Below are 20,861 nucleotides of genomic sequence, written 5' to 3'. Positions count from 1 at the left end.
GGGCTGACAAAATGGAGACCAATACGACAACCAACAGAATCAGAATAGCTAATTTGAACGAAATTGACCGACGTGGAGCAAGGACAGTTCGCATTCATGATACAGAAATAGCTGTATTCCGTCTGAGCGATGGCAGCGTGCATGCACTTGAGAATCGTTGTCCGCACAAAGGGGGACGGTTATCCGAAGGAATGATATGTGGCTCAGCAATCCATTGTCCGCTCCATGACTGGAAAGTTGACCTTTCCACTGGCCGGGTGCAAGAGCCAGATACTGGATGTGTGACTGCTTACCCGACGGAGATTGACGGTGAGAGCGGGGCGGTTTATATCGTAATCTAAGAGTTCTATGCGTATTGTGCTGAGGTCCTGCTTTTTTTCTTCTATATATAGAAGGATTAAGGTGAAAAGCTTTGCTGAAGAAAAAATGGCATTGTTAAAGTACAACGATCTGAGTATACAGAAAAGTCGACCCTATCTTTCCGGGCGGCTTTTTTATCTTATAAGTATCATTTTGATTAAAAAACAGGATAACTGGATTTATCTCTAGACAAACAAAAAAGCCTTGAATATCAAGGCTTTTGACGAATAGGACGGATGGGGATCGAACCCATGACCCTTACCCTGTCAAGATAATGCTCTCCCGCTGAGCTACCGTCCTTCGGTTATTAGATAATATCATGTATTAACCATATATGTAAAGTGAAAAAATAGAAGTCAGCCTGTACTTCATGACCATTTATATATATAATTCGAATTTAGTGAGTTTACAAATTTGGAGTTAATGATAGGGGGAACAGGTGATGGCCGCAGAAATTATAAGTGTAACAACAGAGGAGCAGCTACAGGAGGCAATATCGATCCGTACCAAAGTGTTTGTCGATGAGCAAAAGGTTCCTCTCGATTTAGAAATTGACCATTATGACAAGCTGGGAGATACGGCCCATCATTTGCTAATTTGTGAACATGGTGAAATGGTGGCCACTGGTCGGTTGACATACTATGAGGAAGATACAGCTAAAATGCAACGTATTGCCGTTCTCAAGGAGCATCGTGCCGCAGGCTATGGACGTGTATTACTGCTAGCACTGGAGGAACGTGCACGTGAATTGGGGTTAAGATACTCGTTGCTAGATGCCCAATGTCAAGCCGAGAAGTTTTACGAAAAGCTTGGCTACGAGACGATCTCCGATGAACCTTTTGACGATGCGGGAATACCGCATGTTCGTATGCGCAAAAAGTTGTAGTCGGCAGCGCAAGGTGCATACAAATCTGTACAATGCGCATGCTAGTAAAAGTTCCTCCACTATATTATGGATAAGGAGCGATACAGCATGGCTAATACAGAACGGGAGCGAATTACAGCAGTACGTAAAAACGGGGATGGCGACCTTACGTCTTTTCAGACATCTACCGGTCGAATTTTAGATTATAGCCAAGCTTTGAATGAGATTGAGACAGGCTCAATTGCAGGCGTTAACGTTTTCAAGGCCAAGGATGGCAGCAAACGAATTCGGGGAGATGCCGACGGAGATCCTTCTAATAACCTGGATCAACTGCCATTGTTCTGACCTTAACTCGCAACATTAGAATGCAAGTTCATCAATATATTCAAGAACTAGCAAGCCGCCTGGCTTTCCTACAAAGGATAGCCAGGCGGCTTTTTGTTAATTGTTAAGCTGTATTTAGCATGCTACTCTGCACGTTCCAACTCTGCAAGTTGATATAATCGTTGCTGTTCCAGAAAGGACATGACGCCAGCTTTATCCCTGAATTGTTCCATATCATCACTATAGTGCATCAAATGAATCCGCTCTTGAAGAGATGGCGCCAAGCTTAGCAGCTCGTTCAACGTCGTATGGACTTCTCCGGCACCTTGTAATTGAACCTCATGCAGAATACTCCGACATCCTCGTTCATGCACCAGATGATGAAGCAAATCAGGGTCAAAAACCATATCTGCACTATAAAAAAGTCGGTCATTTATGAATAAGGAATAACTGTTTTTACCAGGAATATGCCGTGTAGGGATCAGCTCCACCTGGATACCGGATACTAATGTAGTGGGCACACCAAGCGTTATTACGTTTACCTCGAATACATCTTCAAGCTTGTCAATCATACCCTGCTGTGACATCCCGCCCTTGAGTGTATGCTCCCATAAAGGGTGGATTAGGGGTTCGGCGATATAAAGTAGAGGCTTGCGACGATGGAGAATGTTCATTTGAAAACCGAATTCCTCCAAACCTCCGACATGATCTGCGTGAATATGTGTGATTAAAATGGCGTCAATATCAGGCAAAGGAACGCGCATTTGGTGTAATGCTAACGAAGCGGTTGTACCACAATCGATTAGCAGTTTGCCTTCTCCGCTGTCCAGCAGCGCGTTGTTGTTGTAATAATGTTTGGCAAAGGCACTGCCTGTGCCAAGCATTTGTATCGTTAGGCTCATAATGGATCTATCCTCCAGACTTTGTGTACTAGGACATTCTACAGTCGTATTTTACCACCTATGCTGCTGGAACTAAAGATTTGGCTCCTTCTGTAAAAACTTTGGACAATTTGTGAAACACAGCGCAACTTGTGCGGCTGAGCTAGGTATAAATGTACGACAGAAGGTTTTTAACAGATGACGATGGAGGGATTAGTAGTGATGAAATGGAGAAGAGTGATGGCCCTAATGATGGCCTTTTCAATAATGGGAGGGACCGCCATTTCGGCGGAATCCGCCAAGGACCAAGTGCAGTTGATTATTAATGGAGAGGTGTCAAAAGATGGTGCAGTTGTCATTGATGGGAAGACCTATGTGCCCATCCGTGATTTTAACGGACTTGTAAATTTTGATCCATCCGGTGGAAAAGTTGTTTTCGACCAGCCTAACGTGCATATGTTCCTGTTCAAGGGAGATACTGTGTTTGGTAACGTGAATAAAGGCAATAAAGTGAAATTTAATGTATTTAGTCAAATTGATACCTTGAAAACAGATATCTCCGGAGTGAAGGTAGCGATCACCGACCCTTCGGGCAACGTGAAGGATATTCAGTCCCAAGATATCAAAGGAGCACAAAAGGATAACTTCTGGTTCCGTACGAACGACTTTACGTATGATTTCAAAACAGCAGGGAATTACCGGGTTGGTTTCTACATTAAAGAGAGCAAAGATGGCAGCTATACCTTGGTGTCCGAAAAAGTCATTACAGCGATAAATTAGGCATACCACAAATTGACCTGCACCCTTGATCATGTTACGATACGGGGGAAAATAAAACAATTTGAAGGTAGGTATTTCCATGAGTGATCACAAACATGAACACGGTGAAGCCTGCAACCACGATCATGACCACGAACATGAAGAAATGGTTCTTACGCTAACTGATGAAAATGGTAAAGATGTAGAAATGGTGCTGGTAGAGACCTTTGATGTAGAAGATCACGTTTATGCTCTTCTGCTTGAGCGAGGCAATCCCGAAGCGGATGGCATTATTCTTCGTATGGAAGAAGAAAACGAAGAAATGGTGCTTTACAATATTGAGGACGAAGATGAGTGGAAACGTGTAGAAGCTGCATATAGTGAGCTTGTTGCCCAATACGAATAGAATTGGATGTAGTAGCTGTTATAGCTCTTTAAGAAAAAAAGCCCCCAAATGGAGGCTTTTTTTCTTGACTATCAACATATTTTGTAAGCATGTGTTGTCCGATCAATATTATGAAATAGCGTCAGTCTCGACGATAACCTTCACCTGATGTACTGTTCGGTCCTCGGGTCCTTTAACAGGCAGGCCTACTTCTACATGATCAACAATATAATCAATATTGTCCTGCGAAATAACTTCTCCTGGCAGTAAGATCGGAATACCCGGTGGATACACATAAATGAATTCTGCAATAATGCGACCAGCAGATTCCTTGAAGGGCACGATTTCCGTATCTCCATAAAAAGCGTCTCTTGGAATGAGGGAGAGCTGAGGGATATCTGGTATCTTTACAACCAGCTCATGCTCTTGACCTGTGGAATAGTGCAGAGAAGCCAGCTCACGCAGAGCTTTCAACAAAATTTCAATTTCCTCTTTGGTATCCCCAGGGGTCACCAAACAAAGAATATTGTACATATCGCTAAGTTCAACCTCGATATTATAGTGATCTCTCAGCCAATTTTCCACATCGTATCCGGTAAGGCCCAAATGGCGGATATGAACCGTAATTTTGGTTGGATCATAATCGTAGGTAGCTTCCGTGCCGAGAATTTCACTACCAAAGCAATATAGCCCTTCAATCTTGTTAACCTCTGAGCGGCAATATTCAGCCAAATCAAGGGCGCGTTGTGCTATTTCATGACCGTTAAGGGCCAGATTACGTCGGGATGTGTCTAACGAAGCCAACAGAATATACGAAGTCGACGTTGTTGTCAGCATACTGAAAATCGTTTGTACACGCTGCGGATTAACGAATCCGTTTTTCGTATTTACATTCAGGATTGAGCTTTGAGTCAAGGAACCACCCAGCTTGTGAACGCTTGTAGCTGACATGTCTGCTCCCGCCTCCATGGCGGACATCGGTAGATCAGAGTGAAAATGAATCAGTACTCCATGAGCCTCATCGACCAGGACCGGCACATTATAGCTGTGAGCGAGATCTACAATTTCCTTCAAATCGGCGCACACACCGTAATATGTCGGGTTGATAACAAGGACGCCCTTGGCGTCAGGGTGGCGTTCCAATGCCCGGCGTACGGACTTGGTTGTAACCCCGTGGTGAATACCGAGATTCTCATCACTGACTGGAGAAATGAATACCGGCTTCGCACCAGCGAAGATAATGGCAGACATTATAGATTTGTGTATGTTTCGGGGTACAATAATTTTATCACCAGGCATGCAAATCGACATAATCATGGTGATGATGGCTCCGCTTGTCCCCTGTACACTGTAATACGTATAATCAGCTCCGAAGGCCTCTGCTGCAAGCTTTTGAGCTTCTTCGATGACGCCTGAAGGCTGATGCAGATCGTCCAATGGAGCGATGTTGATCATATCTATGGAAAAGGCATTATCCCCCATAAATTCGCGAAATTCCGAATCTGCTCCCACTCCCTTTTTATGACCTGGGATGTGAAATTGAACCGGGTTGCTCTGAGCATGCTTTTTCAAAGCAGTAAAAAGCGGGGTGTTGCTTTGATTCATTAGTGTTGTCACAACCTTTCGTGCAGGATTTCGACAATCCTGTGCAAGTGATAATAGAACAAAATTGAGTATAGCAGTTTAAAGTAGGAATGCAAGCGATTGGGGGCGCATTTATTTGCGAAAGAGTGGAGTAGGCGGAGAACCCGGTCTTTATAGCCAAAAAATGAAGGTGGAGGATGTGGATTAGATGAGACAAATAGGACGAAAAAAAGCTCCGCAGCGGTTGTGGACTCCTTTTTTTACTAAATTATGGGTTTTGGTATTTCTGGTCGAATTTATGAAAGGATCTCTTCTGGTATCCATCCTGCCGGTATATATGGGAGAAACGCTTGGTTTGTCGGCTGGGGTTATTGGTTTGGCCTTTTCACTTCAGTATTTTGGAGACAACGCGTTTCGGGCACCGGCGGGCTGGATGGCTGAACGACTCGGCTACCGTGGAACGATGTCGACCGCGCTGTTGTTTACGCTTGTAGCGATTATTATGCTGAGCGTACTGACAGAGCCCGTGTGGCTCGTCGTCGCGTGTCTGCTGCTCGGTCTAGGTACTTCTCCGCTCTGGCCTTGTGTTATGACCGGAACGACTGAAATGTCCGGGCCTAATAACAGCAATGGCGCGGCGATGGGTACACTGGAAATTGCGTCTATGGGCGGAACAGGATTGGGCCCGCTCATTATGAACTTCGCCATATCCCACTATGGACATTCTTACGGCATGGTGTTCATGATGTTGATAGGATGCAGTATTGTGTTGTTGTTGGTTGCTCTCATGCTGCCAGGACCGAAAAGGTCTGCTGACAAAGTTGACCTCGAACAGAGCGCTCTAGTGTCGTCTGATGGGTACATAAAGCAGAAGCGGGGGACTCTAAGGGGAATCCAAGAGACGATCGGCGTACTCAAAACAAAGCTTAACGTCAATCCGTTAATTTACCCGGCGCTGTTTTTGCAGTCTTTTGTTATCGGTTTGATCAGCCCAGTACTTACGCTATACGCTCGGACGGACCTTGGGATTTCACCGAACCTGTACAGCCTGCTCCTGATTGCAGGCGGTGGGGTGACTGTGCTGGCACTGATCCCTTGCGGCAAATTGGTCGACCGACTTGGAACGGAGTATTTTCTACATGTTGGCTTTTTGTTAGCCGGAATTACGCTGTTTTTCTTCTCAATCGTTCGATCTATTCCGCTGGTGTTTGTATCCGTAGCGCTTATTGGTTTGGGATATGCGCTCATTTTGCCTGCATGGAACACGTTTCTTGCCCGACTGATTCCGGAAAACGAGCGAGCAACGGTATGGGGCTTTTTTTTAACACTTCAAGGCTCCGGCATGGTTATAGGCCCGCTCGTTTCAGGAGTGCTATGGGACCGTGCTGGACACACAGCTCCATTTATCATCAGTGGGGTCGTGATGCTGCTCATGTTTGGCTGCCACTTGGCTCTGGCGCGGAATCCACGCAGGAAGACTGTGGAGGCCTGAACAGCGCCTTGAAAAGCAGCGAGGGCTACTCTTTCGAGAAAGACATTCGGTACAGCGGCAGCAAATGCTCAAAGGTGGAACGCACCGTCTGCAGCAATGCTGCTCCGTCACTGGCGAGAGGGTCATTACGATCAATACGGAGCCCACACATGACCTCGGCTTTTTTTACCTGTTGCAGCTTGTGGATGATCGTTTGAAACTCTTCAGTGTCCATGTGCTGCTGTTCTGTACCTTCTGGAGCCATATGATCCATGGACCAGTAAAAATGGCCCGGTATGTTAGAGCGCACATCGCTCAGGTTGGCTTCAAGCGCCTGGGCAAACGTTATTTTATTGGGACTTTCATAAATGACTGCGAATATGACGAAAATATGGGAAGCAAACATACCTACCTCGAAATGGGGCAACGCCTTATACCCGCGTTTATTTGCCGCCCAGGCTACCCATGTATCTATCGGGGGATTGACTTTGCGTCGTGCATGCTTGGCAACGTGAACATGCATAGGCTCCCCACATAAATCTGTTAGAAATGGAGCTAATTCCTCGCCAATCGCTTCCAGCTTGGGCCGAACCTGCTGAATCAGCACTTCCATACGAGGCTCCAACCCCGGTATTTCAAAAACATCGAAGTCCTTTGCAGTAAATCCACTAAATGTCATTCCTTTTCCTCCTGTAAATGGGTTAAGCCATGTCGTGTGGCGTAATATGTCCGATTATAGCATAATGTCAGCGGGCTTGACCGACTTTAGGCCAGGCTCGGTACAAGCATATAAGGCAAAAGTAGGATTGTGCGCTGTTACTCATAAAAATAGGTCAAATAACCAAGTACCCTTACATAAAATGAAGTATAAAATAGAGCAAGGGAAGATCAAGCGGGAAAGCCGCAGGCTTGCTGTAGCCGGACTTCTTGAATCGGACTTGAAAAAGGAGGGAATGCCGTGAACAAGGGCTGTGAGGTAGAATATTGCAATCTAGAGCTCCGGTTTAGCCGTCGGCATATCCATAATCTGATCAAGGATTTGATATCGGAAGGGTATTCGCTGTACTGGAGCGAGGATGAGTCGTATCTGGTTTTGTCGGTGAGAACCGGGCGCAAGCTGGTGAAGCTCCGTTTTCAACAATTGCGCACAGGACACTACAAGCTGGCTGGAGATTATGTGATCCGCGATGCCAAGCTGGCTGAGTGGCTGGAGAAGCTGATTGGAAGCACCCGGGGCCATGCCATTGTCAAAAGAGTCAAGGACCATCATATTTTAGTAGAAAATATTTTGTTTGGTGAGGTCATTCGTCTGGTCGAGGTTACAGGCTTTAAGCAGCGTGTTATTTATCAGAAGGGACCGGTGCTGTCAGCACAGGAAATGGAGGATATGTACGCTTCCAATGAAGGAGAAACCCGACTGCTGCTGCTTAAAATGGAAGTGGACGATGCATTGGAGAAGCTGTTCACAGCGATGACAGACGGAGATAAGACTGAAATCGGGAATTGCCATGAACGCCTGCAAACGCTATCCCACCAACTGCTGATGATGGAAGCGTAGTACATCTGAACACCTCATGTAAATGGGGTGTTTTGATCTGTGAATAGACAGGGGTTCACTTCTTACACCAAAAACGTTAAAATAGAAGTGCACGTATTCCGATTCACATAAAGTGTAATGCGGTAAAGCGGCGATATAGAAGACAAAATATGTTGCAAAGGATGAGGAACCAGATGGCAAAACAGCAAATTGGTGTGATCGGCCTGGCGGTAATGGGTAAGAATTTAGCCCTTAATATTGAGAGCAGAGGCTTCACTGTCTCGGTTTTTAATCGTTCTCCAGAAAAAACGCACGATCTTATCAAAGAAGCAGAAGGTAAAAAACTGACGGGTACTTTCTCCATTGAAGAATTTGTGAACTCATTGGAATCGCCCCGTAAAATCCTGATCATGGTTCAAGCCGGTAAAGCTACAGATGCCACGATTGAACAGCTTGTGCCTCATCTGGACAAGGGCGACATTATTATAGACGGAGGCAATGCCTACTTCCCTGATACACAGCGCCGCAGCAAGGAGCTGGAGGAAAAAGGACTTCGCTTTATTGGTACAGGCGTGTCCGGTGGTGAAGAAGGTGCCTTGAATGGTCCTGCGATCATGCCGGGTGGACAAGAAAGTGCCTATAAACTGGTAGAGCCGATTCTAACGGCAATCTCTGCTAAAGTGGAAGGCGACCCATGCTGTACATATATTGGTCCCGACGGTGCTGGTCACTATGTAAAAATGGTGCATAACGGTATCGAATACGGTGACATGCAATTGATCGGTGAAGCGTATCACCTGTTAAAATCAGTCCTAAACGTGAATGCAGAAGAGCTGCATGAAATCTTCACGGAATGGAATAAAGGGGAACTGGACAGCTACCTGATCGAAATTACAGCTGACATCTTCTCCCAGTACGATGCTGAAACAGGTAAGCCAATGGTAGATGTTATCTTGGATGCTGCAGGTCAAAAAGGTACAGGTAAATGGACAAGCCAAAGCGCTTTGGATCTGGGTGTGCCATTGTCCATGATTACTGAATCTGTATTTTCCCGCTTCTTGTCTGCTATGAAAGACGAGCGCATTGCGGCAAGCAAAGTGCTGAGCGGTCCTAATGCTGAGTCCTTCAGTGGCGACAAGAAAGAATTTATCGAAAGCGTACGTAAAGCACTGTTTGCAAGTAAAATTGTGTCCTATGCTCAAGGTTTTGCTCAAATGCGTGCAGCTTCCGATGAATATGATTGGGATTTGAAATACGGAAAAATCGCTATGATCTTCCGCGGCGGTTGCATTATCCGCTCGCAATTCCTGCAAAATATCAAGGATGCATATGACCGCGATCCTGCCTTGAAAAACCTGTTGCTGGATTCTTACTTCAAAAATGTAGTTGAAACGTATCAAGATGCATGGCGTCAAGTGATTTCCGTGGCTGTATCCCAAGGTATTCCAGTGCCTGGTTTCTCCAGCGCGCTTGCATACTATGACAGCTACCGCACTGAGCGTTTGCCAGCAAATCTGTTGCAAGCACAACGTGACTACTTTGGTGCCCATACGTTCAAACGTGTGGACAAAGAAGGCGTATTTCATCATCAATGGTTCTAATGAACGGATGGATATGTATGAATAGCATTATGTAATACAACGGAAGCTTTTTTGCCCTATGGGTAGAAGAAGCTTCCGTTTTTTAATTTATAATTATGGATACGATTATGATGGCAGTAGAGGATTGTGTAATCTTTTGACGCTATGGTATGATAGGGACAAAATATTTTAATGCATTACCGCGTCTAAGCTTTGAGTTAAAACAAAAAAGACGGGAAGGTTCCCGTCTCTTTTGTGAAGTAGGTATTCTATTGCTCCTGTGACCATTGCAGCATGCCGCCAGTCATGTTAGTACAGCCTTCATAACCTAGCTGCTGTAGATATTCGCAGGCTCGTTCACTGCGATAACCGCTCCGGCAAATAAAGATAATTTCACCGGTGCGTTCAATTTCTTCAAGACGACCCGGAAGCTGTCCGAGCGGAATGTGCTTGGCACCTTCAATCATGCCTTCCGCTACTTCTTCCGCTTCGCGGACGTCAATTAGTTGCAATTGCTCTCCTGCTTGCAGACGTGCGCGCAACTCAGAAGGTTCAATCAGGGCGATTTGCGTCATGGCCGGACCTCTTTTCTGATATATAATGGGTGCTACGTATGTTTTTGGCGTGTGCAAAATGTCACACACACTCTATGTATGATAGCTAAGCTATCTCTTGGATGTCAATCGGCTTAATCTTGAAGGCGGGTATAGATTAATTAACCGACGGGATTCACTCGGGCGACCTAGATTAATATTTCTTATTTTTTTGGGTGGAGAAATGAATGCTACAACTTGTATAATTAACGTATAATAGGATGGTTGAACCGAAAAGGAGCATGTACATTATGGATGTTATCGTTAGACCTACCCCTTCCTTACAAGGAGAGATTGGGGCCCTGTCCTCCAAAAACTACACTACTCGTTATCTGCTCACTGCGGCACTTGCTGAGGGACAAAGTACCATTTTTTATCCTGCCCATAGTGAAGACAGTGATGCTATGCGTCGTTGTATCGCCGATCTGGGTGCAGTATTGGAAGAGGATGATGAAAAAATAGTTATTACGGGTTTTGGTAGCCATCCTCAAGCTGTGAAGGAATTGAATGTGGGAAATGCAGGAGCGGTGCTCCGTTTTTTGATGGGTATTGCATCTCTATGTCCGGATGTTACATTTGTTAATACATATCCCGACTCATTGGGCAAAAGACCACATGATGATCTAATCGATGCACTGGGGCAATTGGGTGTGAAAGTAGACCATCGTGAAGGTAAGTTGCCAATTCGTATTCAGGGTGGTCAGGCGAAAGGCGGTAAAATTCAGGTGTCCGGCTCGGTTAGCTCACAATATTTGAGCGCCCTGCTATTCCTTACGCCTATACTGGAGGAAGACAGTGAAATCGAAGTGCTGCATGATTTGAAATCCAAGGTGGTCATTGGGCAGACTCTGGAGGTATTGCAAGAGGCTGGTATTATCATTCATGCAAGCGATGATTACATGTTTTTCCGTGTCCCGGGACGGCAATCCTATCAGCCACGTACGTATACGGTACAGGGAGACTATCCAGGGAGTGCAGCGGTGCTGGCGGCTGCTGCAGTAACGAATTCCGATGTTACCATCCATCGTCTTAAGGAGCAGAGCAAACAGGGAGAACGCGCTATCGTAGATGTGCTGCGCATGATGGAAGTACCACTGACACATGAGAACGATACCGTCGTTGTGAAGGGCAATGGTCGATTGAAAGCTGTCGAATTTGACGGTGATGCTGCAACAGACGCTGTGCTCGCAATGGTGGCTGCGGCTGTATTTGCTGAAGGCACGTCCCGTTTTTATAACGTGGAGAATTTACGGTATAAGGAGTGTGACCGCATTACCGATTATTTGAATGAGCTGACAAAGGCTGGAGCTCGGGTAGAAGAACGTCAAGCGGAAATTATCGTACATGGCAGACCGGAGGGTGTCGAAGGTGGCGTGGAAATTAACGCGCATTTTGATCACCGTGTTATTATGGCCTTGACGATTGTAGGTTTACGCGCACAGAAGTCGTTAGTGATCAAGGATGCACATCATGTTGCCAAATCGTATCCGCAGTATTTTGACCATCTAACGGCGCTTGGTGCTTCTGTAGAATGGGTAAAGTAAAAGCAAACGAAGATACGAATAGGAGGGAACAGAATGGCTTTTGAAAATCCGTCGAGAGAAGAGATTAAAACCATTTTGGAACAAGTAGGAAATATTGCGGTTGTTGGTTTGTCTGATAAATCAGATCGAACCTCTTATATGGTTTCTTATGCCATGCAGAAGCGGGGATACCGGATTATTCCGGTTAACCCTGCGGCGGCAGGGCAAACGATTCTTGGGGAGACTTGTTATGCCAGTCTTGCTGAAGTACCTGAGCCTGTGGAGCTGGTCAATGTATTCCGCCGCAGTGAATACTGTGCAGAGGTTGCGCGTGAAGCAGCAGCTATTGGAGCTAAGATTTTGTGGCTTCAACAGGGGATTATAAGCCAGGAAGCCGCTGACATTGCGCAGGAGCATGGAATGACGGTTATTATGGATCGTTGCATTAAGGTGGAGGACTCAGTGACCCAGGCTGTACGTAAAGGATAAACAAGGATCAGTGACCCGTGCTATACGCACATGAAAACCTTCTTCCCTTGCTTCACAGGGTTGAAGGTTTTTGGTGCGAAATGAGGAATATGGTACAGTATATTATCCTCTCGGGAATCCATATAATGTATGTATGCCTTGTTGATGAAATGGATCTAAACGGATTCATAGTGTTATCTTTTGTGATGATAAAGTTTTTGACCTGTAGTAGCGTAAATAAATTTTTGGCAGACGGAATCATTGCTTTGACAAAAGTATTTATTCGGCTTACCATCAGGGAAAGAAAGGAGAGGAATGCCATGAATTGGCTCGGATCCTTACAACAGCTTGGTCGTGCTGTCATGCTCCCGACGATGGTGCTACCAGCCGCTGCAATATTGCTAAGTCTCGGCAGCCTTCCTTGGTCGACATGGGGATTCCCCATGGTGTCTGATATGGCAAATGCGGCAGGACACGGGATTTTTTATTTTTTGCCATATTTGTTTGCGGTTGGTGTTGCCCTGGGTATGTCGAATCAGGCAGGTCAGGCGGGACTGGCAGCATTGGCTGGTATGGCTATATACGATCAGGTCACATTGAGATTTGGAAACGGACTCATTCAACCAGCGACGCTCATTGGTATCATTTTGGGGGTCATTTCAGGGGTGGCCTATAATCGTTTCAAAAGCATCAAATTGCCCGAGGTGCTTCAGTTTTTTGGGGGTACCCGATTTGTTCTGCTGCTTATTGGCCTCTTCTCGGCTGTGTTTGCAGGACTCATGCTAATTATTGCCCCACTCATACAGAGAGGGCTGCAATTTATAGTAGGTTTGGAATCGAGCTTGGGCGGCTTTGGACTGTTTATCTACGGTATTCTATACCGGCTACTGGCTGCCTTTGGTCTTCACCATCTGCTTAATAATATTTTTTGGTTTCAACTGGGTACATATAAAACACCGTCTGGTAACGTTGTGCAGGGAGATTTACCCCGGTTTTTTGCTGGCGATCCGACAGCGGGCTATTTCATGTCCGGGTTGTTCCCCATTATGATGTTTGCGATCCCTGCCATTGCGCTGGCGATCATTCAGGAAGCGCGTGAAGATTTGAAGCCAAAGGTGCAAAAAACATTTTTGACAGCTGCGCTTGTTTGCTTTTTTACTGGAGTGTCGGAACAGATTGAGTTTGCCTTTTTATTTGCTGCTCCTTATTTGTTCCTCGTTCATGCAGTTATGTCTGGGCTGGCCATGTGGCTTACCTTTGAGCTGGATATTCATCACGGATTTTCCTATTCGGCGGGTTTTATAGATTATGTCCTTAATTTTCATCTCTCACATAACGCCTGGTTGTTAATTCCAGTGGGAGTCGCGTACGGGCTTGTGTATTATGTACTGTTTCGATGGGCTATCCGGCGGTTCCGTATTCCAACTCCTGGACGCGAGGAAGGTTCGGTTCTGGAGGATTGGGCCGGCAATATTCCTTATAGTGCTCCGCTTATTTTGGAAGCACTTGGCGGGAAGGAAAATATTGTGCAAGTAGAGGCCTGCATCACACGTTTGCGGCTGACCGTCCACAATGACAGGCTGATTGATACCGGAGCGATGAAGGCTTTGGGATCGGCTGGGCTTATCAATCTGGGTGGGGGTAATTTGCAGGTTGTATTCGGAACGTATTCAGAACTGATTCGTGAGGAAATCGCGAAGCTGATGGAGCGTGATCTCCCTCAAATTTTGTTCAACGCTCCTGTACATGGAAAAATGCTACCGATTCATGAAGTGCCTGACAAAATTTTTGCGACGAAGCTGGTTGGGGACGGTGTTGCTTTTGTTCCTGAACGCGGTGAACTTGTTTCTCCGGTGTATGGTACTGTGATGCATTTGTATCCGACCATGCACGCTTTAGGCATCTCCACACGAGAAGGACTTGAAGTTCTACTTCACATCGGGATTGATACTTCACAGCTAAAAGGGAATTTTACTGCTATGGTAGAAGCAGGCGATACGGTGGAACCGGGGCAATTGCTGATCAAATTTGATTTGCAGGCGCTACGAGAGCAAGCTCCATCGCTGGTGACTCCTATGGTCATCACGAATCCGGATCGCGTCAAGTCGTGGAGCTTTGCTCCGTTTAAAACAGTGAAAAAAGGTCAGGCCTCGGTAATGTCCGTTGTGCTGCATGACAGGAATGTTGGAGGGGTAGAAACATGATAGAAGGCATCGGCGCCGCAGCAGGTGTGGCAATCGGGAAGGCATTTGTCCTGCCGAGCTGGGAGTGGGATTTACCTGATCAAAAAATGGATGCGGTAGATCTTGCAAAGGAATTTGAACGTTTGTATGAAGGGATACGCACATCCAAAAGTGAAATCCAGTTTATTAAGGATGAGTTTCGAGAGATGGTGGGGCCAGAAGAATCCAGCATCTTTGATGCTCATCTTGCGATATTGGAAGATCCGGAATTCATGAATGAAATTCGTGGAATTATTGAGCGTCAGTACAAGGCGGCCGAGGTGGCCGTGAAGGAAGCCATTGATCATTTTGTGACAATGTTTGATTTACTGGACGATGAATATATGAAGGAGCGGGCAATCGATATCAAAGATGTGGGGAACCGGCTGCTCAAGCATTTGCTGGGTGCACCGGAGGTGACTCTTCCCAAGGACACACAGCCCTATATTCTGGTAGCCAAGGAGCTCTCACCCTCCCAGTCGGCACACTTGAATCCTAGCTATGTTTTAGGGATTGTAACTATGAATGGTGGTAAAACTTCGCATTCTGCGATCATGGCCCGTGCACTTGGGATTCCACTCGTTTCAGGACTGGAGAGCAATCTGAATTTGCCCGTTCAAACGGGAGACATAATGGTTGTGGACGGAGACCTGGGCAAAGTTTATGTGAATCCGGAAAAAACGGTAACTGATCATTATAAAATTTTGCGCGACGAGCAGCGACGTAGAAAAGAGCAGCTTCAGGTACTTGCTTCTGTAGATGCCGTGACTAAGGATGGAACCACCCTGAGGCTGGCGGCCAATATTAGTTCGATTAAAGAGCTGGAGGCAGCTTTGAAGCATGGCGCTCAAGGTGTAGGACTGTTCCGCACGGAATTTTTATACATGGATCGCAAATCTGCTCCAGATGAAGAGGAACAGTATGAAGTATATCGGCTGATAGCAGAAAAGGCAGGAAACCACTCTGTGGTCATCCGTACCTTGGATATCGGTGGAGATAAGCCGTTGGACTATCTTCAACTACCAGAGGAAGAAAATCCTTTTCTGGGTTACCGTGCTATACGGATCAGTCTGGATTGGAAAGAATTGTTTAAAACCCAGTTGACTGCAATTTTGCGAGCCAGTGCAATGGGAAATATCAAGGTAATGTATCCGATGATCTCATCTGTAGAGGAGGTCCGCCAGGCAGATGCTCTTTTGAAGGAGGCTATGGCGGATTTGGATGCAAGAGGGCTTGCCTATAATCCGAACATTCAGCGAGGAATTATGATTGAGGTACCGGCTGCAGCGATGATCGCTGATTTATTGGCAGCTGAAACCAATTTTTTTAGTATCGGAACGAATGATCTGGTTCAATATGTGCTGGCTGTAGACCGTATGAATGAGCAGATTGCACATATGTACCATCCATACCATCCAGCTGTACTTCGAATGCTGCGCATGACTGCACAAGCGGCACATCAAGCAGGAATTGATGTGAGTGTATGTGGTGAGATGGCTGGAGATGAACGGTCCGTTCCGCTTTGGCTGGAACTGGGGATACATCAACTCAGCATGTCTCCCCAATCTTTATTGCGGGTCAAGCATCGTGTGCTGAATACGACTGCATCTGAGGCAACGACGGTCGCTCAGGTTTGCTTTGGCATGTCCACTGGTGCAGCGATTGAAGACAAGCTGACTGCAGCTAATGTCAGCTGCACTCCGGCCGGGCCTGGACGGCAGTAATATGTAATGTCCGCAAAGCTTCGCAATTAGCATACACTTTTGGGGGGAGCCAAAAACTCCATACTGTTAGACTTGTCGTGACAAACCTTAATGGCGTAGCATGATTTGGACGAAAAAGAACCTTCAAAACCACCTCATTCATGGTTTTGAAGGTTCTTTTTTCATCTTGTTGACAGTCTGTTGTGATTTCGGTTTAGGTGTTATCTGCTAACAAATCGCAGAACGCTTTTCCGTAAGGTGGAAGATCAGGCGGCCGACGAGCAGAAACAATATGTCCGTCCGTCACAACAGCTTCATCCTTCCAGGTAGCTCCTGCATTTTCCATATCATCACGAATACCTGGTGTGGAGGTTACCGTAACACCATCCAAAATTTTAGCAGAGATCAGTACCCAGCCTGCATGGCAGATTTGTCCAATTGGCTTATGAGCAGCATGAAACTCCTGTACGAGTTGAATGACCTTGGGATAGCGGCGCAGTTTATCAGGTGCCCAACCGCCAGGGACAAGAATCCCGTCATAATCACTGCTATTCAGTTCCTCAAAGGCATATTCCGCTTCGGCAGGTACGCCATATTTTCCAATATATTTTTTACCCTTTTCCGCACCGGCTAAATGCACTTCTGCGCCTTCTTCACGAACACGGTAAATCGGATACCACAGCTCCAGATCCTCGAATTCCTCATCCACTAGGGCGATAACCTTTTTTCCGGCAAGTCTTGACATCCAACCATCCTTTCGTGCGTCACATGATGACACCTCTGTTTTGTAATCTGTACTTTTACATCTTAAGAAAAAGAACGCCCGAAGTCCATTCCTTCGCAGATTCTTATGTTAGTAGTCTGCTCTTTGACGGCAATTGTCGTCATTTTCTGACCCGCCAAAGCTTTGGTAATTTGTTCATAGCTGCAACGTGTGGAAGGATTTGAAGTCCCAAAGTCGAAATAAAACAAGGTATGATAGATTTAATGGAGTTAACAAATATTTATTAGACTAGTAGATAGATATATTTGGATTCTGATGAGATCCTCGTATAGTTTGATCCTACGTAATGAGGTGGTTAAATGCATAAGCAATGTCAATGTGGCAAACCGATGGGACTGGAACTGCGAAAGGTAATCTATGCGGACAAGGTTGAAATTTTGCACGTCCCTGTATTCTCATGCTCGTCATGCTTTTCCAGTGAGGTTTTGCAGCATGTGACGAAGGACATTAAGGCACTATTACAAAGTCTAGGGAGCAAACCTACGGCGCGGAGAATTTCTTTTGCTCGCAACAATGAACTGGCAGAAATCATTCGCAAGCTTGTACTGGAGGAAGCGGACAATCCCAATGTAGATTGGCAATCTGCTTTGGAGGAGCGGATGGAGCTTCGAATTAATCTCTTACTGGATCTTTATCGCTATGCGAGAAGTCTGGGAGACGAAGATTGGATGAATGATGTAGAGAAAAAATTGGTCCAATTATCCGGTTTTACCAGTGAATCGGTATTTACAAATACAAAAAACTAAAAAATATGAAAATTTTCATGGTCACCATTGGATTTTACATGTTCTTTTTGTTACGATGGGAATAGGCCATACGACAAGACACAGAAAGGAATGTATATCCAATGGCGACGATGACAAAAATGACTACTGTTCAACAATTAGATACGGCTCTGGAAGCGTCATCAGACAAGCCGTTGCTTCTCTTTAAACATAGCACACGTTGTCCGATAAGTGCAGGCGCATATCAGGAAGTGGAGTCCTATTTGCATGACGCTCCCAACGAAAATATTGAATACGGTATCATTTATGTAGTAGAAGATCGGCCGGTGTCCAATGAAACCGCGGACAGGCTTCAGGTGAAGCATGAATCCCCGCAGGCCATTTTAATCAAGGGCGGAGAAGCTGTTTGGCATACATCCCATTCGAATATTACAGCCCGTGCACTCCACGATCATCTCACATAGATAGAATGTGTGCTGTCGTTGCATAAAGTAGTATTTTGTCGTATCATGGTTCTAATTAGTTGATCTAGGATTCGGTTGAAAATTTATTGGCAATGGAGAGAAGGAATGTGACGGTAACGATCTATGATGTAGCTCGCGAAGCTGGTGTCTCAATGGCCACAGTGTCCCGCGTAGTTAACAATAATCCTAATGTGAAACCTCAGACCCGCAAGAAAGTGTACGAAGCGATTGAACAATTGGGATATCGCCCAAATGCGGTCGCTAGAGGTCTGGCCAGCAAGAAGACAACGACCGTCGGCGTGGTTATACCGGATATATCGAACTCAATTTTTGCAGAAATTGCACGCGGTATTGAGGATATAGCGAATATGTATCACTATAATATTATTTTGTGTAATGCCGACAAGCGAAAAGAAAAAGAGATTCGTGTCATCAACACATTGCTTGAAAAGCAAGTGGATGGTCTTCTGTTCATGGGTGGTACAGTAACGGACGAGCATATTCAGGCGTTCCATACAGCTGCGGTCCCTATCGTTCTATGTGCAACGAGTGATGAAAAAGGAAGCTATCCTTCGGTCGATATTGACCATGAAGCGGCTGCTTTTGATGCAGTAAACACGTTGATCCGCCATGGACACCGTCAAATCGCAATGATCAGTGGTACGCTTCAAGACCCTGCAAACGGCTATGCACGTTTCCAAGGTTACAAGAGAGCATTGGAAGCAGCCGGAATTGATTATCAGGAGGATCTCGTGCGAATCGGGAACTACCGTTATGAATCTGGTGTTGAAGCCATGAAATATTTTCTCGGCCTGAAGAAGAAGCCAAGTGCGATTTTTGCTGCAACGGATGAAATGGCAATTGGTGCGATCCATAGTATTCAGGATGAGGGATTGAAAGTTCCTGATGATTTTTCGGTAATCAGTGTTGATAATATTCGTATGGCCTCTATGGTTCGTCCTCAGCTGACAACCGTCGCGCAACCCATGTACGATTTGGGTGCGGTAGCGATGCGTTTGCTGACCAAGCTGATGAAAAAGGAAAACGTGGAGAACCCTCGCGTTATTTTGCCGCATGAAACTATTTTGCGGTTGTCAGTTAATTATTTAGACTAGACGCAGTGCTGAATAGGATATACCTTCGATGAAAGCTCCTTTGATGGAGCTTTTTTCGTGGATATAAAGCTTCTTCTGGACATCATCATCAAACTAAGAATAGAGGGATGCGTAATGAGCCGACTTTATGGATTAATGGGTGCTATGGATGAAGAGATTGAATTGCTGCTGGCAGCGATGACGGAAGCGAGTAAGACGGTCAAGGCTGGAATCACTTACACTACAGGAATCATTCACGGGCAAAGAGTCGTCGTCTGTAAATCCGGTGTAGGCAAGGTTAATGCTGCGGTAACAACACAAATCCTGATTGATCATTTTGGTGTAGAACAGATTATATTCACGGGAGTGGCAGGGGCGGTTCATCCTGATTTAAACATTGGGGATATTGTCATCTCATCAACATGTATGCAGCATGATATGGATGTAACGCCTTTGGGTTATGCCAGAGGGGTCATTCCTTATCAGGACACCTCAGAGTTTGTGGCTGATCCCGAGCTTGTAAGTCTAGCTGAGCAAGCCTGCAAATCGTTTGGCGATCGGTATATTGTCGGCAAGGTACTTTCTGGCGATCAATTTGTTGCAAATCGTGAGTTAGTGACTGCATTGCATCAGGAAATGGACGGCGCTTGTACCGAAATGGAGGGTGCGGCTGTGGCTCAGACAGCTCATATGAACGCTGTGCCTTATGTTGTACTACGATCTATGTCAGATAAGGCTGATGGATCGGCCCACGTTAATTATGCTGAATTTACGGTAGAAGCTTCACATCGTTCGCATCGTATTGTGGAGTTCATGCTCAAGCATTTGGGCTAATGGTATAATTTTTTTTAATACATGAATCTTCGGACAAATCGGATATGGTCAAACTGCTCTTGTGATGCGAGGGGCACATCCTTTCCCATTCGTACCATCAGACAGTTAGCAGGATGTGAGCATATTTCAGGATCATCCGTGGCGTACCAGACCATATCTACAGTTTTCATTAGACGCTCCATCATGCGGCGGTATTCCCATACGGAGAGACCGCTGCCTTTTAAATCCCAATGCCAATAGTATTCGGTCGTAAAAATAATATAGGATTCAAGCTGTCCATCCTCAAAGGCAATCCGAATCATTCGGCTACCCAGGCCTAGACCACGATAGTCATCGGCTACCTCAACAGCTCCGAGTTCCAGTAAATCCTTCATGCCAGCTTCCGACCAGCGCTCCATCTCATCTGGGTAATGAAAAGTAACATATCCCAAAAGGGTTTCCCCGTTGTGGGCAATGATAATTCTGCCTTCTGGCAGTTCCGAAATATCCACCAACGCGTCGAATTGCTCCTTTGGTTTGCGAAAGGCATCTAATTGCTTGTGCATTTGAAATGAACGCAGTTGATCCGCGGATACGGGGCCTTCTACATAGATTGTTTGTCCGTTATGATTCAGCGTATCCGAGTGGTACAGTTTTAAATGCTGCATACGTACGCCCTCCTTGTTCGCCATGAGCTCGTTCCTCATATCCCATACTTATAGCAAA

22 protein-coding genes and 1 tRNA gene are annotated in these 20,861 nt (G+C 45.7%); 16 read left to right on the top strand and 7 right to left on the bottom strand.

The window, feature by feature from the left end:
• Window positions 1-11: 11 nt before the first annotated feature.
• A complete protein-coding gene (nirD, locus tag MKY16_RS15000; RefSeq protein WP_029517667.1) occupies window positions 12-341 on the top strand; it encodes a nitrite reductase small subunit NirD in 330 nt (109 codons plus the stop codon).
• A gap of 247 nt (window positions 342-588) precedes the next feature.
• On the opposite strand, the gene MKY16_RS14995 is transcribed toward nirD, so the two are convergent.
• A tRNA-Val gene (locus tag MKY16_RS14995) sits at window positions 589-660 on the bottom strand.
• A 142-nt stretch (window positions 661-802) separates the two neighbouring features.
• On the opposite strand from MKY16_RS14995, the gene MKY16_RS14990 reads away from it, so the two are divergent.
• Entirely contained in the window at window positions 803-1,246 is a 444-nt protein-coding gene (locus MKY16_RS14990) for a GNAT family N-acetyltransferase (RefSeq protein ID WP_029517666.1), read from the top strand.
• A gap of 87 nt (window positions 1,247-1,333) precedes the next feature.
• Window positions 1,334-1,570, top strand: a complete 237-nt coding sequence (locus MKY16_RS14985; RefSeq protein ID WP_165150297.1) for a DUF3892 domain-containing protein — start codon at window positions 1,334-1,336, stop codon at window positions 1,568-1,570.
• A gap of 122 nt (window positions 1,571-1,692) precedes the next feature.
• Here MKY16_RS14985 and MKY16_RS14980 read toward each other — a convergent pair whose 3' ends face one another.
• Window positions 1,693-2,451: an MBL fold metallo-hydrolase gene (locus MKY16_RS14980; RefSeq protein WP_340932583.1), complete on the bottom strand. Its 759-nt coding sequence runs from the start codon at window positions 2,449-2,451 to the stop codon at window positions 1,693-1,695.
• A gap of 201 nt (window positions 2,452-2,652) precedes the next feature.
• Between MKY16_RS14980 and MKY16_RS14975 the strand changes: the two genes are divergently transcribed.
• The gene (locus tag MKY16_RS14975; protein ID WP_013310940.1) at window positions 2,653-3,210 is read left to right on the top strand and encodes a hypothetical protein; all 558 of its coding nucleotides are present in this window, start codon (window positions 2,653-2,655) and stop codon (window positions 3,208-3,210) included.
• A 79-nt stretch (window positions 3,211-3,289) separates the two neighbouring features.
• The gene (locus MKY16_RS14970; protein ID WP_007431055.1) at window positions 3,290-3,595 is read left to right on the top strand and encodes a DUF1292 domain-containing protein; all 306 of its coding nucleotides are present in this window, start codon (window positions 3,290-3,292) and stop codon (window positions 3,593-3,595) included.
• A gap of 108 nt (window positions 3,596-3,703) precedes the next feature.
• On the opposite strand, the gene MKY16_RS14965 is transcribed toward MKY16_RS14970, so the two are convergent.
• Window positions 3,704-5,179, bottom strand: coding sequence for an aminotransferase class I/II-fold pyridoxal phosphate-dependent enzyme (locus MKY16_RS14965; RefSeq protein ID WP_029517663.1), 1,476 nt, complete (start codon window positions 5,177-5,179; stop codon window positions 3,704-3,706).
• Between the two features lie 187 nt (window positions 5,180-5,366).
• Here MKY16_RS14965 and MKY16_RS14960 point away from each other — a divergent pair, with 187 nt between their 5' ends.
• On the top strand, window positions 5,367-6,650 hold the full coding sequence (locus tag MKY16_RS14960; protein WP_340955882.1) for an MFS transporter: 1,284 nt from the start codon (window positions 5,367-5,369) through the stop codon (window positions 6,648-6,650).
• A 25-nt stretch (window positions 6,651-6,675) separates the two neighbouring features.
• On the opposite strand, the gene MKY16_RS14955 is transcribed toward MKY16_RS14960, so the two are convergent.
• Window positions 6,676-7,308, bottom strand: a complete 633-nt coding sequence (locus MKY16_RS14955) for a YktB family protein (RefSeq protein WP_029517661.1) — start codon at window positions 7,306-7,308, stop codon at window positions 6,676-6,678.
• Between the two features lie 279 nt (window positions 7,309-7,587).
• Between MKY16_RS14955 and MKY16_RS14950 the strand changes: the two genes are divergently transcribed.
• Window positions 7,588-8,187, top strand: coding sequence for a hypothetical protein (locus MKY16_RS14950; protein WP_029517659.1), 600 nt, complete (start codon window positions 7,588-7,590; stop codon window positions 8,185-8,187).
• A gap of 173 nt (window positions 8,188-8,360) precedes the next feature.
• On the top strand, window positions 8,361-9,767 hold the full coding sequence (gndA, locus tag MKY16_RS14945; RefSeq protein WP_013310934.1) for an NADP-dependent phosphogluconate dehydrogenase: 1,407 nt from the start codon (window positions 8,361-8,363) through the stop codon (window positions 9,765-9,767).
• Window positions 9,768-10,015: 248 nt separating this feature from the next.
• Here the strand turns inward: gndA and MKY16_RS14940 are convergent, their stop codons facing one another.
• Entirely contained in the window at window positions 10,016-10,321 is a 306-nt protein-coding gene (locus MKY16_RS14940; RefSeq protein ID WP_010345522.1) for a rhodanese-like domain-containing protein, read from the bottom strand.
• Window positions 10,322-10,590: 269 nt separating this feature from the next.
• Here MKY16_RS14940 and aroA point away from each other — a divergent pair, with 269 nt between their 5' ends.
• The 4 genes from aroA (at window position 10,591) to ptsP (ending at window position 16,276) form a co-directional block, all read left to right on the top strand.
• Window positions 10,591-11,883 (top strand): 3-phosphoshikimate 1-carboxyvinyltransferase, encoded by a 1,293-nt coding sequence (gene aroA / locus MKY16_RS14935; RefSeq protein WP_340955879.1) that lies wholly within the window; start codon window positions 10,591-10,593, stop codon window positions 11,881-11,883.
• Window positions 11,884-11,916: 33 nt separating this feature from the next.
• Window positions 11,917-12,351, top strand: coding sequence for a CoA-binding protein (locus tag MKY16_RS14930; protein WP_013310932.1), 435 nt, complete (start codon window positions 11,917-11,919; stop codon window positions 12,349-12,351).
• A 299-nt stretch (window positions 12,352-12,650) separates the two neighbouring features.
• On the top strand, window positions 12,651-14,534 hold the full coding sequence (locus MKY16_RS14925; RefSeq protein WP_023989337.1) for a glucose PTS transporter subunit IIA: 1,884 nt from the start codon (window positions 12,651-12,653) through the stop codon (window positions 14,532-14,534).
• Window positions 14,531-16,276, top strand: coding sequence for a phosphoenolpyruvate--protein phosphotransferase (gene ptsP, locus MKY16_RS14920; protein WP_029517655.1), 1,746 nt, complete (start codon window positions 14,531-14,533; stop codon window positions 16,274-16,276). Before MKY16_RS14925 ends, ptsP begins: the two co-directional genes overlap by 4 nt.
• A 193-nt stretch (window positions 16,277-16,469) precedes the next feature.
• On the opposite strand, the gene MKY16_RS14915 is transcribed toward ptsP, so the two are convergent.
• On the bottom strand, window positions 16,470-17,000 hold the full coding sequence (locus tag MKY16_RS14915; RefSeq protein ID WP_029517654.1) for a type 1 glutamine amidotransferase domain-containing protein: 531 nt from the start codon (window positions 16,998-17,000) through the stop codon (window positions 16,470-16,472).
• A gap of 338 nt (window positions 17,001-17,338) precedes the next feature.
• On the opposite strand from MKY16_RS14915, the gene MKY16_RS14910 reads away from it, so the two are divergent.
• The 4 genes from MKY16_RS14910 to MKY16_RS14895 all read left to right on the top strand — a co-directional run bounded on the left by MKY16_RS14910 (window position 17,339) and on the right by MKY16_RS14895 (window position 20,156).
• Entirely contained in the window at window positions 17,339-17,785 is a 447-nt protein-coding gene (locus tag MKY16_RS14910; protein ID WP_029517653.1) for a hypothetical protein, read from the top strand.
• A gap of 101 nt (window positions 17,786-17,886) precedes the next feature.
• Complete coding sequence (gene ytxJ / locus MKY16_RS14905; RefSeq protein ID WP_069010576.1) at window positions 17,887-18,228, top strand: bacillithiol system redox-active protein YtxJ; 342 nt, start codon at window positions 17,887-17,889, stop codon at window positions 18,226-18,228.
• Window positions 18,229-18,335: 107 nt separating this feature from the next.
• On the top strand, window positions 18,336-19,343 hold the full coding sequence (gene ccpA / locus MKY16_RS14900) for a catabolite control protein A (protein ID WP_029517652.1): 1,008 nt from the start codon (window positions 18,336-18,338) through the stop codon (window positions 19,341-19,343).
• A gap of 114 nt (window positions 19,344-19,457) precedes the next feature.
• Window positions 19,458-20,156 (top strand): 5'-methylthioadenosine/adenosylhomocysteine nucleosidase, encoded by a 699-nt coding sequence (locus tag MKY16_RS14895; protein WP_025724019.1) that lies wholly within the window; start codon window positions 19,458-19,460, stop codon window positions 20,154-20,156.
• A gap of 14 nt (window positions 20,157-20,170) precedes the next feature.
• Here the strand turns inward: MKY16_RS14895 and MKY16_RS14890 are convergent, their stop codons facing one another.
• Window positions 20,171-20,803 carry a GNAT family N-acetyltransferase gene (locus MKY16_RS14890; protein ID WP_340955876.1) on the bottom strand — a complete coding sequence of 211 codons (633 nt, stop codon included), beginning with the start codon at window positions 20,801-20,803 and terminating at the stop codon, window positions 20,171-20,173.
• Window positions 20,804-20,861: the final 58 nt, after the last annotated feature.

The sequence above is a fragment of the Paenibacillus sp. FSL L8-0641 genome, assembly GCF_038006265.1.
GTDB lineage: Bacteria > Bacillota > Bacilli > Paenibacillales > Paenibacillaceae > Paenibacillus > Paenibacillus polymyxa_D.
The sequence above is the reverse complement of the archived record's forward strand: the minus strand, read 5'-3'. Positions and strand labels throughout refer to the sequence as shown.

What these genes read in the sequence shown, in the direction of transcription:
- nirD (WP_029517667.1), top strand. Translation starts at nt 12, where the DNA reads ATGGAGACCAATACGACAACCAACAGAATCAGAATAGCTAATTTGAAC.
- MKY16_RS14990 (WP_029517666.1), top strand. Translation starts at nt 803, where the DNA reads ATGGCCGCAGAAATTATAAGTGTAACAACAGAGGAGCAGCTACAGGAG.
- MKY16_RS14985 (WP_165150297.1), top strand. Translation starts at nt 1,334, where the DNA reads ATGGCTAATACAGAACGGGAGCGAATTACAGCAGTACGTAAAAACGGG.
- MKY16_RS14980 (WP_340932583.1), bottom strand. Translation starts at nt 2,451, where the DNA reads ATGAGCCTAACGATACAAATGCTTGGCACAGGCAGTGCCTTTGCCAAA.
- MKY16_RS14975 (WP_013310940.1), top strand. Translation starts at nt 2,653, where the DNA reads ATGAAATGGAGAAGAGTGATGGCCCTAATGATGGCCTTTTCAATAATG.
- MKY16_RS14970 (WP_007431055.1), top strand. Translation starts at nt 3,290, where the DNA reads ATGAGTGATCACAAACATGAACACGGTGAAGCCTGCAACCACGATCAT.
- MKY16_RS14965 (WP_029517663.1), bottom strand. Translation starts at nt 5,179, where the DNA reads ATGAATCAAAGCAACACCCCGCTTTTTACTGCTTTGAAAAAGCATGCT.
- MKY16_RS14960 (WP_340955882.1), top strand. Translation starts at nt 5,367, where the DNA reads ATGAGACAAATAGGACGAAAAAAAGCTCCGCAGCGGTTGTGGACTCCT.
- MKY16_RS14955 (WP_029517661.1), bottom strand. Translation starts at nt 7,308, where the DNA reads ATGACATTTAGTGGATTTACTGCAAAGGACTTCGATGTTTTTGAAATA.
- gndA (WP_013310934.1), top strand. Translation starts at nt 8,361, where the DNA reads ATGGCAAAACAGCAAATTGGTGTGATCGGCCTGGCGGTAATGGGTAAG.
- MKY16_RS14940 (WP_010345522.1), bottom strand. Translation starts at nt 10,321, where the DNA reads ATGACGCAAATCGCCCTGATTGAACCTTCTGAGTTGCGCGCACGTCTG.
- aroA (WP_340955879.1), top strand. Translation starts at nt 10,591, where the DNA reads ATGGATGTTATCGTTAGACCTACCCCTTCCTTACAAGGAGAGATTGGG.
- MKY16_RS14930 (WP_013310932.1), top strand. Translation starts at nt 11,917, where the DNA reads ATGGCTTTTGAAAATCCGTCGAGAGAAGAGATTAAAACCATTTTGGAA.
- MKY16_RS14925 (WP_023989337.1), top strand. Translation starts at nt 12,651, where the DNA reads ATGAATTGGCTCGGATCCTTACAACAGCTTGGTCGTGCTGTCATGCTC.
- ptsP (WP_029517655.1), top strand. Translation starts at nt 14,531, where the DNA reads ATGATAGAAGGCATCGGCGCCGCAGCAGGTGTGGCAATCGGGAAGGCA.
- MKY16_RS14915 (WP_029517654.1), bottom strand. Translation starts at nt 17,000, where the DNA reads ATGTCAAGACTTGCCGGAAAAAAGGTTATCGCCCTAGTGGATGAGGAA.
- MKY16_RS14910 (WP_029517653.1), top strand. Translation starts at nt 17,339, where the DNA reads ATGCATAAGCAATGTCAATGTGGCAAACCGATGGGACTGGAACTGCGA.
- ytxJ (WP_069010576.1), top strand. Translation starts at nt 17,887, where the DNA reads ATGGCGACGATGACAAAAATGACTACTGTTCAACAATTAGATACGGCT.
- MKY16_RS14895 (WP_025724019.1), top strand. Translation starts at nt 19,458, where the DNA reads ATGAGCCGACTTTATGGATTAATGGGTGCTATGGATGAAGAGATTGAA.
- MKY16_RS14890 (WP_340955876.1), bottom strand. Translation starts at nt 20,803, where the DNA reads ATGCAGCATTTAAAACTGTACCACTCGGATACGCTGAATCATAACGGA.